This window comes from Alloyangia pacifica (assembly GCF_003111685.1).
Lineage (GTDB): Bacteria > Pseudomonadota > Alphaproteobacteria > Rhodobacterales > Rhodobacteraceae > Salipiger > Salipiger pacificus_A.
In genome coordinates this window covers 351261-365179 of record NZ_CP022190.1, presented here as the reverse complement: position 1 = coordinate 365179, position 13919 = coordinate 351261, and the positions used below count along the sequence as shown (strand labels likewise).

At 68.9% G+C, this 13919-nt stretch carries 15 protein-coding genes; 7 read left to right on the top strand and 8 right to left on the bottom strand.

Annotation, left to right across the window (positions count from 1 at the left end; genetic code table 11):
• Positions 1 to 107 precede the first annotated feature (107 nt).
• On the bottom strand, positions 108 to 1163 hold the full coding sequence (gene mutY, locus CEW88_RS14710) for an A/G-specific adenine glycosylase (RefSeq protein WP_108968379.1): 1056 nt from the start codon (positions 1161 to 1163) through the stop codon (positions 108 to 110).
• A gap of 86 nt (positions 1164 to 1249) precedes the next feature.
• Between mutY and CEW88_RS14705 the strand changes: the two genes are divergently transcribed.
• The 3 genes from CEW88_RS14705 to CEW88_RS14695 all read left to right on the top strand — a co-directional run bounded on the left by CEW88_RS14705 (position 1250) and on the right by CEW88_RS14695 (position 3166).
• Complete coding sequence (locus CEW88_RS14705; RefSeq protein ID WP_095883078.1) at positions 1250 to 1759, top strand: DUF721 domain-containing protein; 510 nt, start codon at positions 1250 to 1252, stop codon at positions 1757 to 1759.
• A gap of 85 nt (positions 1760 to 1844) precedes the next feature.
• Positions 1845 to 2507 carry a DsbA family protein gene (locus tag CEW88_RS14700; protein ID WP_108968377.1) on the top strand — a complete coding sequence of 221 codons (663 nt, stop codon included), beginning with the start codon at positions 1845 to 1847 and terminating at the stop codon, positions 2505 to 2507.
• Between the two features lie 179 nt (positions 2508 to 2686).
• The gene (locus CEW88_RS14695) at positions 2687 to 3166 is read left to right on the top strand and encodes a CYTH domain-containing protein (protein WP_108969838.1); all 480 of its coding nucleotides are present in this window, start codon (positions 2687 to 2689) and stop codon (positions 3164 to 3166) included.
• A 43-nt stretch (positions 3167 to 3209) separates the two neighbouring features.
• On the opposite strand, the gene CEW88_RS14690 is transcribed toward CEW88_RS14695, so the two are convergent.
• The 7 genes from CEW88_RS14690 to aroA form a co-directional block, all read right to left on the bottom strand.
• On the bottom strand, positions 3210 to 4337 hold the full coding sequence (locus CEW88_RS14690; RefSeq protein WP_108968375.1) for a saccharopine dehydrogenase C-terminal domain-containing protein: 1128 nt from the start codon (positions 4335 to 4337) through the stop codon (positions 3210 to 3212).
• Positions 4334 to 5395: a saccharopine dehydrogenase gene (locus CEW88_RS14685; protein WP_108968373.1), complete on the bottom strand. Its 1062-nt coding sequence runs from the start codon at positions 5393 to 5395 to the stop codon at positions 4334 to 4336. The genes CEW88_RS14690 and CEW88_RS14685 overlap by 4 nt, the downstream gene beginning before the upstream one ends.
• Before the next feature lie 65 nt (positions 5396 to 5460).
• On the bottom strand, positions 5461 to 6114 hold the full coding sequence (locus tag CEW88_RS14680) for a histidine phosphatase family protein (RefSeq protein WP_108968371.1): 654 nt from the start codon (positions 6112 to 6114) through the stop codon (positions 5461 to 5463).
• Between the two features lie 51 nt (positions 6115 to 6165).
• Positions 6166 to 7164: an aldo/keto reductase gene (locus CEW88_RS14675; protein WP_108968369.1), complete on the bottom strand. Its 999-nt coding sequence runs from the start codon at positions 7162 to 7164 to the stop codon at positions 6166 to 6168.
• Between the two features lie 2 nt (positions 7165 to 7166).
• Positions 7167 to 7790, bottom strand: coding sequence for a (d)CMP kinase (locus CEW88_RS14670; RefSeq protein WP_108968367.1), 624 nt, complete (start codon positions 7788 to 7790; stop codon positions 7167 to 7169).
• A gap of 58 nt (positions 7791 to 7848) precedes the next feature.
• Complete coding sequence (locus CEW88_RS14665; RefSeq protein WP_108968365.1) at positions 7849 to 8352, bottom strand: hypothetical protein; 504 nt, start codon at positions 8350 to 8352, stop codon at positions 7849 to 7851.
• A gap of 4 nt (positions 8353 to 8356) precedes the next feature.
• Entirely contained in the window at positions 8357 to 9703 is a 1347-nt protein-coding gene (gene aroA, locus CEW88_RS14660; protein ID WP_108968363.1) for a 3-phosphoshikimate 1-carboxyvinyltransferase, read from the bottom strand.
• Between the two features lie 216 nt (positions 9704 to 9919).
• On the opposite strand from aroA, the gene CEW88_RS14655 reads away from it, so the two are divergent.
• The 4 genes from CEW88_RS14655 (at position 9920) to CEW88_RS24755 (ending at position 13630) form a co-directional block, all read left to right on the top strand.
• Positions 9920 to 11137, top strand: coding sequence for an MFS transporter (locus CEW88_RS14655; RefSeq protein ID WP_235939399.1), 1218 nt, complete (start codon positions 9920 to 9922; stop codon positions 11135 to 11137).
• Positions 11138 to 11391: 254 nt separating this feature from the next.
• Positions 11392 to 12330 carry a sulfurtransferase gene (locus CEW88_RS14650; RefSeq protein WP_108968362.1) on the top strand — a complete coding sequence of 313 codons (939 nt, stop codon included), beginning with the start codon at positions 11392 to 11394 and terminating at the stop codon, positions 12328 to 12330.
• Positions 12330 to 13469, top strand: coding sequence for a YeeE/YedE family protein (locus CEW88_RS14645; RefSeq protein WP_108968360.1), 1140 nt, complete (start codon positions 12330 to 12332; stop codon positions 13467 to 13469). The genes CEW88_RS14650 and CEW88_RS14645 overlap by 1 nt, the downstream gene beginning before the upstream one ends.
• Positions 13466 to 13630, top strand: a complete 165-nt coding sequence (locus tag CEW88_RS24755) for a hypothetical protein (protein ID WP_193989083.1) — start codon at positions 13466 to 13468, stop codon at positions 13628 to 13630. The genes CEW88_RS14645 and CEW88_RS24755 overlap by 4 nt, the downstream gene beginning before the upstream one ends.
• Positions 13631 to 13919 lie beyond the last annotated feature (289 nt).

Below are 13919 nucleotides of genomic sequence, written 5' to 3'. Positions count from 1 at the left end.
GTTACCCCCACGCGGGGCCCCGTTGTCACCGCTGACGCAGGCCGGGGCCTCTGGCGCCCAGCTTGTCGCGTGGCGCCGTGCCGGTCAATGCGGCGCGTCGGCGCCGCTCAGGACGACGTCAGGGCAAAGGCCTTGCGCATGACCGTCGGCAGGTCCCCGGCGTCGAAAGCCTCGGCCTCGACGAACTCGCCGCGCTCGGGGCGCCGCTCCATCGGCACCAGCGCGGTCTTCACGGTCAGGCGCAGGTGAAAATGGGTGAAGGTGTGGCGGGCCTCGGTGTTGAGCGTCTTCCACTCGGCCCTGATCGGAGGCGCGTCGGCGGGAGCTTCCTCGGACCATTCCGAGCCCGGCCAGCCCAGCATCCCGCCCAGCAGCCCACTGTCGGGCCGGCGCTCCAGCAGCCAGGCGCCGTCCACCCGCTTGACCAGATAGGCGATGCCGTGGCGCGTCGGCTTGCGTTTCTTCGGCGCCTTCTTCGGCAGCTCGGACTGCGTGCCCCGATCCCAGGCGGCGCAGGCGCTGCGCCAGGGGCAAAGCCCGCAGGCCGGGTTGCGCGGGGTGCAGATGGTGGCGCCAAGGTCCATGACCGCCTGAGCATAGTCGCCGGGCCGCTCCTGAGGCGTCAGCGCAGCGGCATAGCCGGTCAGCACAGGCTTCGACTGCGGCAGTGGCAGGTGCTCGTCGTGCAGCCGCGCCATGACGCGCTCGACGTTGCCGTCGACAACGGTCTCGGGCAGATCGAAGGCGATCGCCGCCACCGCCGCAGCGGTGTAGGGCCCGACCCCGGGCAAGGCGCGCAGACCCTCGAGCGTTTGCGGAAACACCCCGCCGTGCTCATCAGCAACGGCCCGCGCGCATTTCAGCAGGTTCCGGGCGCGGGCGTAATAGCCCAGCCCCGCCCAGGCGGCCATCACGTCGGCATCCTCGGCGGCGGCAAGGTCCGAGACCGTCGGCCAGCGCGAGGTGAAGGCCTCGAAATAGCTTTTCACCGCGGCCACCGTGGTCTGCTGCAGCATGATCTCGGACATCCACACCCGGTACGGGTCGGGCCTCACCCCTGCCGCCCGCGCCGCCGGGCTGACGCGCCACGGCAGCTCGCGCGCGTGGCGGTCGTACCAGGTGAGCAGATCTGCGGCCTGCGCCGTGTCACGCTTGGCTGACATTCCCTTGATCATCGACGACAAAAGCGATTCCCTGCTGGCATGCGGATGCGGGGTCACTAGAATAGGTCCGCAGAGAGGGATTCAAGATGGCACGGCGCAACACCTCAACATACGGGTTCGCAAAGACCTCGGGTCTGCTCAACGCGCAGATCCGCAAGGCCAGCGAGAGCCGCGGCTTCGCGCAGTCGCGCCTGCTCACCCACTGGGACGAGATCGTCGGCGCAGATGTCGCCGCCATGGCCCGCCCGGTCGAGGTCAGCTACGCGCGCCAGCAGGGGCTGGGTGCGACGCTGACGCTGCTCACCACCGGCGCCATGGCGCCGCTGCTCGAGATGCAGAAAGAACAGCTGCGCGAGAAGGTCAACGCGGTCTACGGCTACAATGCCATCGCGCGCATCCGCATCACCCAGACGGCATCGAGCGGCTTCGCCGAGGGCCGCGTTGCTTTTGGCCACGCGCCGAAGGCCGAAAAGCCTGAGCCCTCGCCCGAGATCAAGGCCGAGGCGCATAAGGTGGCCGGAGACATCCATGATGACGGGCTGCGCGCCGCGCTCGAGCGCCTCGCCGGCAACGTCATCTCGAAATCGCGGCAATAGCGCCACAGGACAAAAAGGCGGCCCCGTGCCGCAGGCAGAAACGCGGCCCCGTGCCGCAGGCAAGGCAACCACAAGAGGACCTTACATGACCCGCATTCTTCCCGTCGCCGCGCTCGCGGCCGCAGTCGCCCTCGGGGGCGTCGCCCTGCCCGGCGCGGTCAGCGCGCAGGAGGCGAGCAGCGAGGCCAGCGCCGCCGAAACCACCGCGGAAACCGCACCCGAGATCGTCGAGATGGTCAAAGGCGACGTGAACGCCCCCGTCGAGATCATCGAATACGCCTCCTTCACCTGCCCGCATTGCGCGCGCTTCTCCAACGAGGTGCTCCCGCAGATCGAAGAGAACTACATCAAGACCGGCAAGGTGAAGCTGGTTTACCGCGACGTCTATTTCGACAAGTACGGCATGTGGGCGGCGATGGTCGCGCGCTGCTCGCCCGAGAAGTTCTTCGGCATCTCCGACATGATCTACAAAACCCAGGGCGACTGGGTGAAGGCGGGCTCGGACCAGGGCATCGCCGACAGCCTGCGCAAGATCGGCCTGATGGCCGGCATCGGCAAGGACCAGCTCGACGCCTGCATGAATGACAGCGCCAAGCTCAAGGCTCTTGTCGGCTGGTACCAGGAGAACGCGACCCGCGACAACATCACCTCGACGCCCTCCTTCCTCATCGACGGCAAGTCCTATTCGAACATGTCCTACGACGACTTCGCCAAGGTGCTCGACGAGCATTACGAAGCAGCGCAATAAGCGCCTCCTCTGAGGCACAAAGGCGCGTCCCGCGGGGCGCGCCTTTTTCGTGACGCGGGCACCGCGTCGGCGGCGAAGATCACGGCCGCATCGCGTTTTCCGCTGTGGCCTTCGACCCGCTGCCACGCTATAGATCGCGCGCGTATTTCGCCTATTTTTTGATGACAACCGAGTGTCCCTTGGCCAAAGAAATCGAGCGCAAGTTCCTTGTTGCCAGCGATGACTGGAAATCCGGCATCTCCCGCAGCGAGCGGCTGCGCGACGGGCTCATCGCCGCCGAGGGCGGGCGCAAGGCCCGGGTACGCTTCTACGATGACTGCGCAACGCTCTGCATCAAGGGCCGGCGTGACGGGATGGCCCGAGACGAGTTCGAATACCCGATCCCGGCGCAGGACGCCGAGGAGATGCTCTCCGCCCATTGCACCGATGTCGTCGAGAAGACCCGCCACCACGTGCCCGCGGGCGCGCTGGTCTGGACGGTGGACGTCTACGAGGGGCTCCTTTCTGGCATCACCATCGCCGAGGTCGAATTCCCGGCGCTCGACACGCCGCTGCCCCTGCCCGATTGGGTGGGCCGAGAGGTCACCGGGCTACAGGACTATCGCAAGGTGAACATGGTTGCCGCGCGCAAGGCGCTGATCGGCTCGAGCGCGGCCTGAAGCGCGCTGGCGAGGCCCGTGCCCCGCCAGCGGCTCAGAGCCTTCAGCCGGTCTCGTCCACGCGCATCATCCGCTGCGCAAGGCTCTCGACCCCGCCCAGCCAGCGCGTGACCAACTTGGGATCCGACGGCGCCGCCGAGACCCCCGGCGTGATCTCTCGGTTCAGCACCGCCTCGATCGCCCAGGACACCGGCATCGACACCAGCCGCGCCATCGCAGAGCCGCGCGCGTCGCCCCAGGCATCCATCACCCAGGTCTTGTGCCAGACCGTCTCGCCCGCCTTCTCGGCCTTCAGCGTCACGCAGAGCACCACGCGGTCGGGCTCGCCCTCTGCGTATTTGTTCTCGGCCAGCAGCTCGGAGGCCATCTGCGCCAGCCGTGCGTCGTCCGCCGTCTCGACCTCGGCGAAGACATCCTTCCACGCCTCGGACCAGCCGTTGAGCCGCAGCGTGCCGCGCACGAAGTCCTTCACTTTCCAGTCCTGCCCGAACTCGTATTGCTCGAGGAAGGGCAGCGAGTCGCGGTTGGGGTAGACCTCGAAGCTCTCGGGCGGATCGAGCGGCGCGTCATAGCGGCTCAGCGCATCCCAGGGGCGCTGGACGTTCAGCTCCTCGAAGTGGCGGATCGAACGCGAGGGCGAGCGCAGCGCCTTCAGCACACCCACCGGCGCCCAGGAGAACTTGTAGCGGAAGGCGTTGGCCTCCTTCGGCACGCCGCCGCAGTAGCTCAGGAAGCTGATCTCGTTCTCGGGATCGAAGGCGTCCGAGGCGCGGTAGGCCGCGACGAGATCATGCGCCATCAGGTGATCGATCCCCGGGTCGAGCCCGACCTCGTTGACCAGCGCCACCCCGGCTTCCTTCGCCTTGGCGTCGAGCCCGCGCATCTCGGGCGAGATGTAGGAGGACGACACGAAATGCGCTTTCTTCCTGATCGCGATCTCGGCCAGCTTCACATGCCAGTCGCCGGGCAGCATGGAAACGATCACGTCGCCTTCCTGCACTGCTGGCTCCAGCACCTCGGGGGCAAACGAAAGAATGCGGTTGGTGATGTCGCCCACCGCCTCGCGGGCCTTGGTTTCGGTCCGGTTCCATACCATCACGTCGTGGCCGGCTTCGATCAGGCGTCGCAGCCCCGGGATGGATGAAAGTCCCGTTCCGCACCAATGAATCATGCAAGTTCCTCCTTGAGGTATCTGTCGTAGGTCGCCGCCGCCCGGCCCCAGACGCCCGCGTCCATCGCGGGCAGGGTCAGCAGGTGCGGCAGCAGTTGCGCGGCGAAATCCTCCGAGCTCTCCCGGGGGAGAAGCGAGGGAAGGTTGTCGATCGCCATGACGTCGAGCGGCGGCTCCTCGTGAACCCGCAGCGCGGGGGCCTGCCAGTCGGTCACGTGGTCATAGACCTTCACGGGCGAGAAGTCACTGTCGGGGTCGCAGGCAATGTCGCCGATGGCCCGAAGCTTGCGCGCGTCGGTGCTCGCCGAGGCGGGCACGAAGACCGGCGTGCCGGGATGGGCGAGGATGCAGTTGAAGAAGATCTCGTGCTCCAGCACCTCGGGGAACGGCCCGCCATGGGCGGTCTCGGCCATATCCCATCCGGTCACAGCGACGCCGAGCTTGCGGCAGAGATCCGACGCCCCGGTTCCCACGCGCCCAAGCGCGCCGATGACCAGCGCCTTGGGCCGCCCGCCGCCCGCCGCGTCGAGCGCATCGGCGACCGCGGCCTCCATCGCCGCCGCCCCGGGCCAGACCGAGACCGGCCCGCAGAGGCCGCCCCGCTTCTGCGCCGCATAGGCCAGAAGCGTCACCGCCGCGCCCGCATAGCCCGCCCAGTAGCCGAAGGCCGCAACGCGCCGCCGGTCCTCGCCCACGAGGTATTCCAGATCGTAGAGCGCCCCGCCGCCCGCCACGAAGCGCTTCAGCAGAACCTGCCCCGCCGGCTGGCCCTTGAAGGCATGGCCGAACATGATGTGGCGGTGGCGCAGCGGCGTGCCGTCCTCGGGCAGTTCCTTGAGGCCGAAGATGATCGCCTCCTCGGGCGCCTCGGGCCAGCTGTTCTCGGGGGCGATCTCGGCGCCCGCGGCGCGGTAGCCCTCGATGCCGATGACCCGGGAACGGCTTTCCTCGACGGTGACTCGCAGCCCCGCGGCGATCAGTGCCTTCACCCCCTCGGGGGTCACGCCCACCCGGTCCTCGTTCTGCCGCTGCTCCGCGCGCACCCAGAGATGTGTCATCCGTCTCTCCAAAGCCAAACTCCCCGCCTTGCTATCGAAAAGCAGACCTATGGGAAAGCCGGTGCTCAGAGATGTGTGCGCGCCAGTGACCGCTCCGAGCCTTCCAGATGCGGCACCGCGTTGAAAAGCGTCAGGCAGAGCCCGGTCGAGATCGGCTGGAAGCGGTGCAGCGAAGTGTTCTCGATGGCCAGGCAGGCATGCGCCAGCGCCTGCATCTCGAGCCCCATGGTCACCCGCATCGCCATGCCGATGAGCCCGCCCGAGGTCACCACCACGGCCCGCCCTTCGCCCGCGGCGATCTCGGCCAGCACGTCGCGCACCCGCCCCTCGAAGTGCTCGAAGCTCTCGGGCACGCCCTCGAGCCGCCCCTCGCGCCAGTAGGTGAAGAGCGTCGGCAGGTGGCGGATGAAGCCCTCGCGGTCCGGCGGCAGGGCGATCCCGTGCTGCTGGTCCATGAGCTGCGCCATGGTGAAATACTCAAGCTCGTTGAGCCGCGCGTCCCGCACCACTTCCAGCGCGAGGCCCATCTCGGCCGCGGTCTCGCGATGGCGCTGCAGCGTGCCCGAGTAGGCGCGGGCAAAGACATCGCCGGTGCCGCGCAGGTGGTCGCCGAGCCAGCGCGCCTGCTGCCGGCCCAGATCGCTCAGTTGGTCATAGCTGATCTCGTCCTTGGCATGGGTGTTGGCCTGCCCGTGCCGCACGAGGGTGACATGCGACATGCCCGCCCCTTTCCTGTTCGTGTGCGCCGGGGCGCAGGGCCCCGGCCTCTGTCAGCAGAAGTATTCCGGTCCGACCCGCTGCGCCGGCGAGTAGCGGTCGCCATGCGCCCAGCCGACCGGCAGCACCTCGTCGATCCGCGCCAGGTCGCTCTCGGTCAGCGTGGCGTGCAGCCCGCTCAGCAGCTCCTCGAAATGCGCCACCGAGCGCGTGCCCGGAATCGGGATCACGTGATCGCCGCGGCTGAGCAGCCAGGCGATCGCGAGCCCCGCCGCGGGCAGGCCCATCTCGGCGGCGAGCGCTCGGAAGCGCTCGGTGATCCCGAGGTTTGCCGACAGGTTCGGCGCCATGAACCGGGGGTTGGTCGCGAGGAAGGGGTTGGCGGCGATCACCTCGGCCCCGATCGGCTGGTCGGTCAGCAGCGAGCGGCCCACCGGCGAGAAGGCGACCAGCGCCGTGCCCAGTTCCTTGCAGGCCTGCACCAGCCCCAGCTCGACGAAACGCGTCGCCAGCGAATATTCCGACTGGACTGCGGCCACCGGATGCACCGCTGCCGCCCGGCGCAGCGAGGACGGCGCGATCTCGGAAAACCCGAAGCTCTTGATCTTGCCCTTCTTCACAAGCCCGGCGAGTGTCTCGGTGACCTCTTCGATGGGGCGGTCGGCCTCGCGGCGGTGGACGTAGAACAGATCCACCTGCTCGACGCCGAGCCGAGCCAACGAGCCGTCGAGCTCACCCTCGAGGTGCTCGGGCGAATTGTCGTAGCAGCGGTTGCCTGCCGCGTCCTTGGTGATCCCGGCCTTGGTGGCGATATGCAGCGTCTCGCGGGCGCCGGGGTTGGCCTTCAGCCAGGCACCGATCGCCTTTTCCGAGCGCCCCATGCCGTAGACGTTCGACGTGTCGATATGCACCACCCCCGAGTCGGCGGCGGCATCGAGCACCGCATGGGAATTCGCCTCGGTGGTCGGCCCGTAAAACTCGGCAAAGGACATGGCGCCGATGCCGAAGGCGGGAACCTCGGGGCCGCCGGGCCCCATGCGAACTGTCTTCATTGTCATCCTTTCAGGCGTTCTAAGCTGCGGGCCTCGACGGCCGATATGGCGGCGGCCACGGCGGCCTCGACGTCCAGCTCCGAGGTGTCGATCATCTGCGCATCCTGCGCCGGTTTCAGCGGCGCATCGGCGCGGGTGGCGTCGCGGTGGTCACGCTCGCGGGTTTCGGCCAGCACGGTCTCGAAATCGGTCTCGGCGCCGCCGGCCACCAGCTCCTCGAAGCGGCGCCGGGCGCGGACCTCGGCGCTGGCGGTGACAAAGAGCTTGGCCTCGGCCTCGGGGCAGATCACCGTGCCGATGTCGCGCCCGTCGAGCACCGCGCCGCCGTCGCGGCGGGCAAAGGCGCGCTGGAAGTCCAGAAGCGCGGCGCGCACCTCGGGGATGGCAGCGACGCGCGAGGCCGCCTGCCCCACCGCCGCGGTACGCAGCCCCTGCACCTGCAGGTCGGTCGGCAGCAGTTCCTGCGCCGCGCGGATCGGATCGACCCCGTCGAGCATCTTGCGCCCCACGGCGCGATAGAGCAGCCCGGTGTCGAGATGGGCAAAGCCGAAATGCGCGGCAACCGCGCGGCTGATCGTGCCCTTGCCGGCAGCCGCCGGCCCGTCGATGGCGATGGTAAAGGCCATGGCCGTCCCTTTCTTTCAGATCGCGGCCTTTATGACCGCCGCCGGGAAGGGCCGCAAGTTACCTGCCGCGGCACTGCCGCCACAGGCCGAAAAGCCCCACCGCGCAGACCGCAAGCAGCAGGAACTTGAGCCGGGTGAACAGGCTCGACCAGTCGACCAGCGCATGATCGAGCGCCACCGGTCCGCGCAGCAGCATCTCGTTGATCAGCAGGTTCTCGGTCGCATCCGCGCCGATCCAGGCAAGCGCCAGCAGCAGGAAGATGCCGCGCCGCCACCAGGCCCGCCCGCGCGACAGCACCCAGGCCCCCATCAGCAGCGTCAGCCCGAAGACCAGGCGAAAGGCCTGACCCAGCCAGTGCATCTCGAGCAGGTAGACCGAACGCGCCTCCCCGCTCAGCGCCAGCAGGTAGCGCTGCGCCTCGGCGGCGGTATAGCCCAGCATTCGCACATCGAAGGGCGCCTGCCCGCCTGCGCCGGGCCAGAGAACGCTCACCGCGTAGTAGCCCATGCAGATGAACAGCGCGGCGGCCAGCGCCGCGACGTAGGGCAGGATGCGGCGCAAGCGCTCAGGCCTCGCGGATGAGATCGGCGCCCAGCCCGGTCATCAGCGCCTCGAAAATCGGGAAGGAGGTGGCGATCGGCCCGCCGTCATCCACCCGCACCGGCTGTTCCGTCGCAAGCCCCAGGACGAGGAAGGACATGGCGATGCGGTGATCGAGATGGCTCTGCACCGTGGCCCCGCCCTTCACGTCTCCGAAGCCGCGGCCGTGCACCGTCCACCAGTCGTCGCCCTCGTCCACCTCGACGCCGCTCGCCCGCAGGCCGGTCGCCATGGCGTCGATCCGGTCGCTTTCCTTGACGCGCAATTCCTTGACGCCGGGCATGTGGGTCTTGCCGCTGGCAAAGGCCGCGACCACCGAAAGCACCGGGTATTCGTCGATCATGCTCGCGGCGCGCTCGGCGGGCACCTCGATGCCCTTGAGGTCCGGCGAGAACTTCGCCCGCAGGTCGGCGACAGGTTCGCCGCCCTCCTCGCGCATGTTCTCGAAGGTCAGATCCGCGCCCATGTCCTGCAGGGTGAAGAACAGCCCCGCGCGGGTCGGGTTGAGGCCGATGTTCGGCACCAGCACATCCGAGCCCTCGGTGATCAGCGCGGCGCAGACCGGGAAGGCCGCCGACGAGGGATCGCGCGGCACGATGATGGTCTGCGGCTTCAGCTCGGGCTGGCCGACAAGGGTGATGACGCGGCCCTCCGGCATCTCTTCGGTGGTCACGGTCGCGCCGAAGCCGGTCAGCATCCGCTCGGAGTGGTCGCGGGTCGCCTCGCGCTCGATCACCACGGTCTCGCCCGGGGCGTTGAGCCCGGCCAGCAGCACCGCCGATTTCACCTGCGCCGAGGGCACCGGCGTGGCGTAGCGCACCGGGATCGCGGCCTCGGCGCCGACGATGGTCATCGGAAGCCGCCCGCCCTTGCGCCCGTAGGCGCGCGCCCCGAAAAGCGCCAGCGGATCGGTCACCCGCGCCATGGGCCGGGAATTCAGAGAGGCATCGCCGGTGAAGGTGGCGGTGATCGGGGTGGTCGCCATGGCGCCCATGATCAGCCGCACGCCGGTGCCGGAGTTGCCGCAGTCGATGACATTGCCGGGCTCGGCGAAGCCGCCGACGCCGACGCCATGCACGTGCCAGGTGTCGCCGCGCTTCTCGACCTCTGCGCCGAAGGCGCGCATCGCCTTGGCGGTGTCGAGCACGTCCTGCCCCTCGAGAAGACCGGTCACCTTCGTCTCGCCCACCGCCATCGCGCCGAGGATCAGCGAGCGGTGCGAAATCGACTTGTCGCCCGGCACATGCGCCTCGCCCTTAAGGCCCGCAGACTTGCGGGCAATCATCGGAATGGGGTCCCCGTGGCTCGACATGGCGCCTCTCCTGTTATCGCTCGCGCGCCTGATAGCAGCGCGATGCGCCTGCGTCCATCGCCCGCGCGCCGCCAAAGGACGCAGCGGCAGGCGCTGTTGTGCCCAATCCCCCATCCACGTCTTGCCTCGCCTGCCGCAGCGTCCTAGGTGTGCCCGCAGGGAGAGAAACACACAGCCGGAATCCCTCCCGATTCCCGACAGACACGATGGATTGGCATGACCCACAGAGCGGCCGAAACCGCGCCTGCCTCGATGGCCGGTGTCGAAAGACAGATTTCGTCGCGCATGGTGCTCTTCGCGCTGGCGATGGGCGGCTTTGCCATCGGCACCACCGAATTCGCCGCCATGGCGCTGCTGCCGAACTTCGCCCGTGACCTCGGGGTCAGCGAGGCCCGTGCCGCGGACGCGATCAGCGCCTATGCGCTCGGCGTGGTGGTCGGCGCGCCGATCCTTGCCGTGGCCGGGGCGAAGATGCGCAAGCGCATGCTGCTGATCTGGCTGATGCTGGCCTTCGCCGCCTTCAACACGCTCTCGGCGCTGGCCCCGACCTTCGGACTCTTCACCCTGTCGCGCTTCGCCTCGGGCCTGCCGCATGGCGCCTATTTCGGCGTCGCGGCGCTGGTGGCCGCCTCGATCGTTCCGCGCAACAAGCGCGCCACGGCGGTCTCGCGGGTATTTCTCGGGTTGACCATCGCCACCACCATCGGTGTGCCCGCCGCGAGCTGGCTCAGCCAGTTCTTCGGCTGGCGCTCGGGCTTCGTCATCGTCGGCGCGCTGTCTCTGGCAACGGCGCTGGCGGTCTATCTCAAGGCGCCCCGCACCCCCGCCGATCCGGACGCCAACCCGCTGCGCGAACTCGGCGCGCTGAAGAACCGGCAGGTCTGGCTGACGCTGGCCACCGGCGCCGTCGGCTTTGGCGGCTTCTTCGCGGTCTATACCTACATCGCCTCGACCGTGCAGACGACGCTCGGCGCCTCTGACGACATGGTGGCGCTGATGCTGATGGTCGCGGGCTTCGGCATGACCATCTTCAACCTCGCGATGGGCGCGCTGGCCGACCGCAACCTGAACGTCACCGCCTTCGCCTCCTTCGGCGGCGGCGCCATTGTGCTGGCCCTCTTCCCGGCGGCGGTGTCGGGCGGGCTCTGGACCATGGGCCTCGCGGTGCTCTGCATGAGCATCCTCGGCGGCGTCTCGACGGTGATGCAGACCCGGCTGATGAACGTCGCCGGAGAGGCCCAGCAGCTTGCCGCCTCGCTGCACCACGCCGCCTTCAACGTCGCCAACGCAGTGGGGCCGTTCCTTGCCGCGCGGGTGATCGCCGCGGGTCACGATTTCCCCGCCTCTGGCTATGTCGGCGCGGCGCTGAGCGCCGCGGGCTTCGGGCTCTTCGCGCTCACGCTCTGGGACGCGCGCCGCAGCGGGCTCGAGTAAGGCCGGAGGAACAGGGGTCCGCCCTCTTCCACGAACCGCCGGATCAAATAAGAACGTTGTCGTCAGGCAGGGCCAGCAGCCGGGAAACTCTCCCGTCCGCGCCGCCACGCCAAATCAGCCGTCCACGCGCGACCTGCACGCCGGAGCGCTGTTCCGCGCGTGCCCTGCCCGCACCCCCGCGCGGGCCTTGCCGCCCGGCCCCGTCAGACCGAAATAAGGCCGGAAAACGAACACCCTTACCAAGAGGCCCTCTCATGACCTTCAAAGCGATCGCCCTTTCCGCCGCGATCTCCGGGCTTGCCGCAACCGGCGCACTTGCCGCCGACCTCGCCCCGCTCGTCACCCCCTCCGAACTTGAGCGCGCCCTCGCCGAGGCGGATGCGCCCCAGATCCTCGACATCCGCGGCGACGCCTATGCCGACGGCCACATCGCCGGTGCCGTCTCGGCCCCCTACGGGCTGTTCCGCGGCCCCGAGGACAACCCCGGCGCGACGGTGCCGGTGGACCAGCTCGAGACCACCTATGAAAAGCTCGGCCTCGCGCCCGACGCGCAGGTGGTCATCGTCTCGCAGGGCGACACCGACACCGATTTCGGTGCCGCCGCCCGCGTCTACTGGACCCTGAAGAGTTCGGGCTTCACCGAGCTGTCGATCCTCAACGGCGGCGCGCAGGCCTGGGTCAACACCGGCCTGCCGCTCAGCAAGGACGCGGTGACCCCCGAGCCCACCGAGCTCGACATCACCTGGAACAACGCCTGGACCGCCGAGACCCCCGAGGTCGCCGACGTGGTCGATGGCGGTCACGAGGCGCTGCTGCTCGACGCCCGCCCCGCCGCCTTCTTCGAAGGCAAGAAGGCCCATGGCGCAGCCGCCAAGCCCGGCACCCTGCCCGGCGCCGAGAACTACGCCTACACCCAGTTCTTCCAGAGCGGCGCCACCGCCATCGGCCAGATCTCCGACGTGCAGGCGCTGAAGACCTCGCTCGGCATCACCGAGGGCAAAGAGATCGTCTCGTTCTGCAACACCGGCCACTGGGCCGCGACCAACTGGTTCGCGCTGAGCGAGATGGCGGGCATCGAGAACGTCAAGCTCTACCCCGGCTCGATGGTCGAATACTCGCAGACCGGCGGCGAGATGCAGAACGCCCCGGGCCTGTTCAGGAACCTGCTGAACCAGGTCACCGGGGGCAACTGATGAACCAATCCGCCACCCAAGGCGCGGCACCGGCCGCGCCCGCGGGGGCCATGCCGCAGCGCGCCGGGTTGATCCTCGGCGCGCTCGTCATCGTGGCCCTCATCGCACTGTTTGCCGGCGCACGCTACGGGCTCCTGCTGGCCATCGGCCTCGGCTTCGGCATCGCGCTCGAGGGCCTGCGCTTCGGCTTCGCCGGGCCGTGGCGGGCGATGATCCAGCGCCGCGAACCCTCGGGCGTGCTGGCGCAGCTGCTGTCCATCGCGCTTGTCGCTGTGGTCGCCATCCCACTTCTGTCGAGCCATGCGGGGGAACTGGTCGGCGCGCAGGCGCCCATCGGCTTTGCCATGGTCGGCGGCGCCTTCGTCTTCGGCGCCTGCATGCAAATCGTGCTGGGCTGCGGCTCGGGCACCTTGGTCAACGCCGGCAGCGGCAACCCGGTCAGCCTGCTGGCCCTGCCCTTCTTCGCGCTCGGCAGCTTCGCCGGGGCCTGGAACCTGATTTGGTGGACCGACCTCGGCGCCCTGCCCATCCTGAGGCTCTCAGGCGTTCCGGGGCTTGGCGTCACGCTGGTGCTGCTGGCCCTCGCCGCGGCGATCTTCCTCTGGCGCGCCGCGCCGGGCTCGGTCAAGCTGAGCCGCCGCCATGCGCTTGCCGCCGTCGTGCTGGCGGCGCTCGCCATCGGCAACCTGCTGATCGCGGGGCAGCCGTGGGGGGTGGTCTACGGGCTTGGGCTCTGGGCCGCCAAGGGGTTCTCCGCACTCGGCGGAGATCTCTCCGGCTCCGCGTTCTGGGCGGCACCCGGCTCGATGGAGCGCGTGCAATCGAGCGTGCTGACGGACTACACCTCGCTGACGGACATCGGCCTAATCCTCGGGGCTTTCGGCGTCGCCGCCTGGCGCCGCGGCGCGCTGGCAGCCAAGCTGCCCTCCTATCCGGCGCGCGCCTGGGTCGCGACCATCGTTGCGGGTTTCCTGCTTGGCTATTCGTCGCGGCTGGCCTTCGGCTGCAACGTCGGGGCGTTCTTCTCGGGCATCTCCACCGGCAGCCTGCACGGCTGGGTCTGGTTCGTCGCCGCCTTCGCCGGGGCCTTCCTCGGCATCCGGCTGCGCCCGGCGCTGGGGCTGGAGGCGCGGACATGACCCGCAGCCTCACCGCCGCGCTCGCGCTCACCTTCGTTGCGGCGCTGCTGGCCTTCGACCTGGCCAGCACGCCGCCGAACCCCTACCAGGCCCCCGCCCTGCTAGCCTTCGGCTCGGGCGCCGTGGCCTCGGGTGGCTTCTGCGGCGCCTTGCCGGACTGACCCCGAACAATCAGCATCCGAAGCGGGGCGGCCAATGATGGCCGCCCCGCTTTCGTTAACCCGCGTCCTGCGGGATCCCCGCGAAAGGCCCATATGACCGGCCAAACCTGACCCCACGACAGCGCAAATCTTCATAAAAGTTTACAGAAAATTAACTCTGCGGCGGATAGTCCAAAGACAGGGCAGTTACCAAGCTGAGTGGTTATTTTCCTCCCCCTGCACACCCTTGGGATCAACCGCGTATCTCCGTGCGGCCCAAGGGTCATTGATCCCTTTTCAGCGATCCCTT

Coding starts and splice junctions, on each gene's coding strand:
- mutY (WP_108968379.1), bottom strand. CDS start 1,163: ATGTCAGCCAAGCGTGACACGGCGCAGGCCGCAGATCTGCTCACCTGG.
- CEW88_RS14705 (WP_095883078.1), top strand. CDS start 1,250: ATGGCACGGCGCAACACCTCAACATACGGGTTCGCAAAGACCTCGGGT.
- CEW88_RS14700 (WP_108968377.1), top strand. CDS start 1,845: ATGACCCGCATTCTTCCCGTCGCCGCGCTCGCGGCCGCAGTCGCCCTC.
- CEW88_RS14690 (WP_108968375.1), bottom strand. CDS start 4,337: ATGATTCATTGGTGCGGAACGGGACTTTCATCCATCCCGGGGCTGCGA.
- CEW88_RS14685 (WP_108968373.1), bottom strand. CDS start 5,395: ATGACACATCTCTGGGTGCGCGCGGAGCAGCGGCAGAACGAGGACCGG.
- CEW88_RS14680 (WP_108968371.1), bottom strand. CDS start 6,114: ATGTCGCATGTCACCCTCGTGCGGCACGGGCAGGCCAACACCCATGCC.
- CEW88_RS14675 (WP_108968369.1), bottom strand. CDS start 7,164: ATGAAGACAGTTCGCATGGGGCCCGGCGGCCCCGAGGTTCCCGCCTTC.
- CEW88_RS14670 (WP_108968367.1), bottom strand. CDS start 7,790: ATGGCCTTTACCATCGCCATCGACGGGCCGGCGGCTGCCGGCAAGGGC.
- aroA (WP_108968363.1), bottom strand. CDS start 9,703: ATGTCGAGCCACGGGGACCCCATTCCGATGATTGCCCGCAAGTCTGCG.
- CEW88_RS14655 (WP_235939399.1), top strand. CDS start 9,920: ATGACCCACAGAGCGGCCGAAACCGCGCCTGCCTCGATGGCCGGTGTC.
- CEW88_RS14650 (WP_108968362.1), top strand. CDS start 11,392: ATGACCTTCAAAGCGATCGCCCTTTCCGCCGCGATCTCCGGGCTTGCC.
- CEW88_RS14645 (WP_108968360.1), top strand. CDS start 12,330: ATGAACCAATCCGCCACCCAAGGCGCGGCACCGGCCGCGCCCGCGGGG.
- CEW88_RS24755 (WP_193989083.1), top strand. CDS start 13,466: ATGACCCGCAGCCTCACCGCCGCGCTCGCGCTCACCTTCGTTGCGGCG.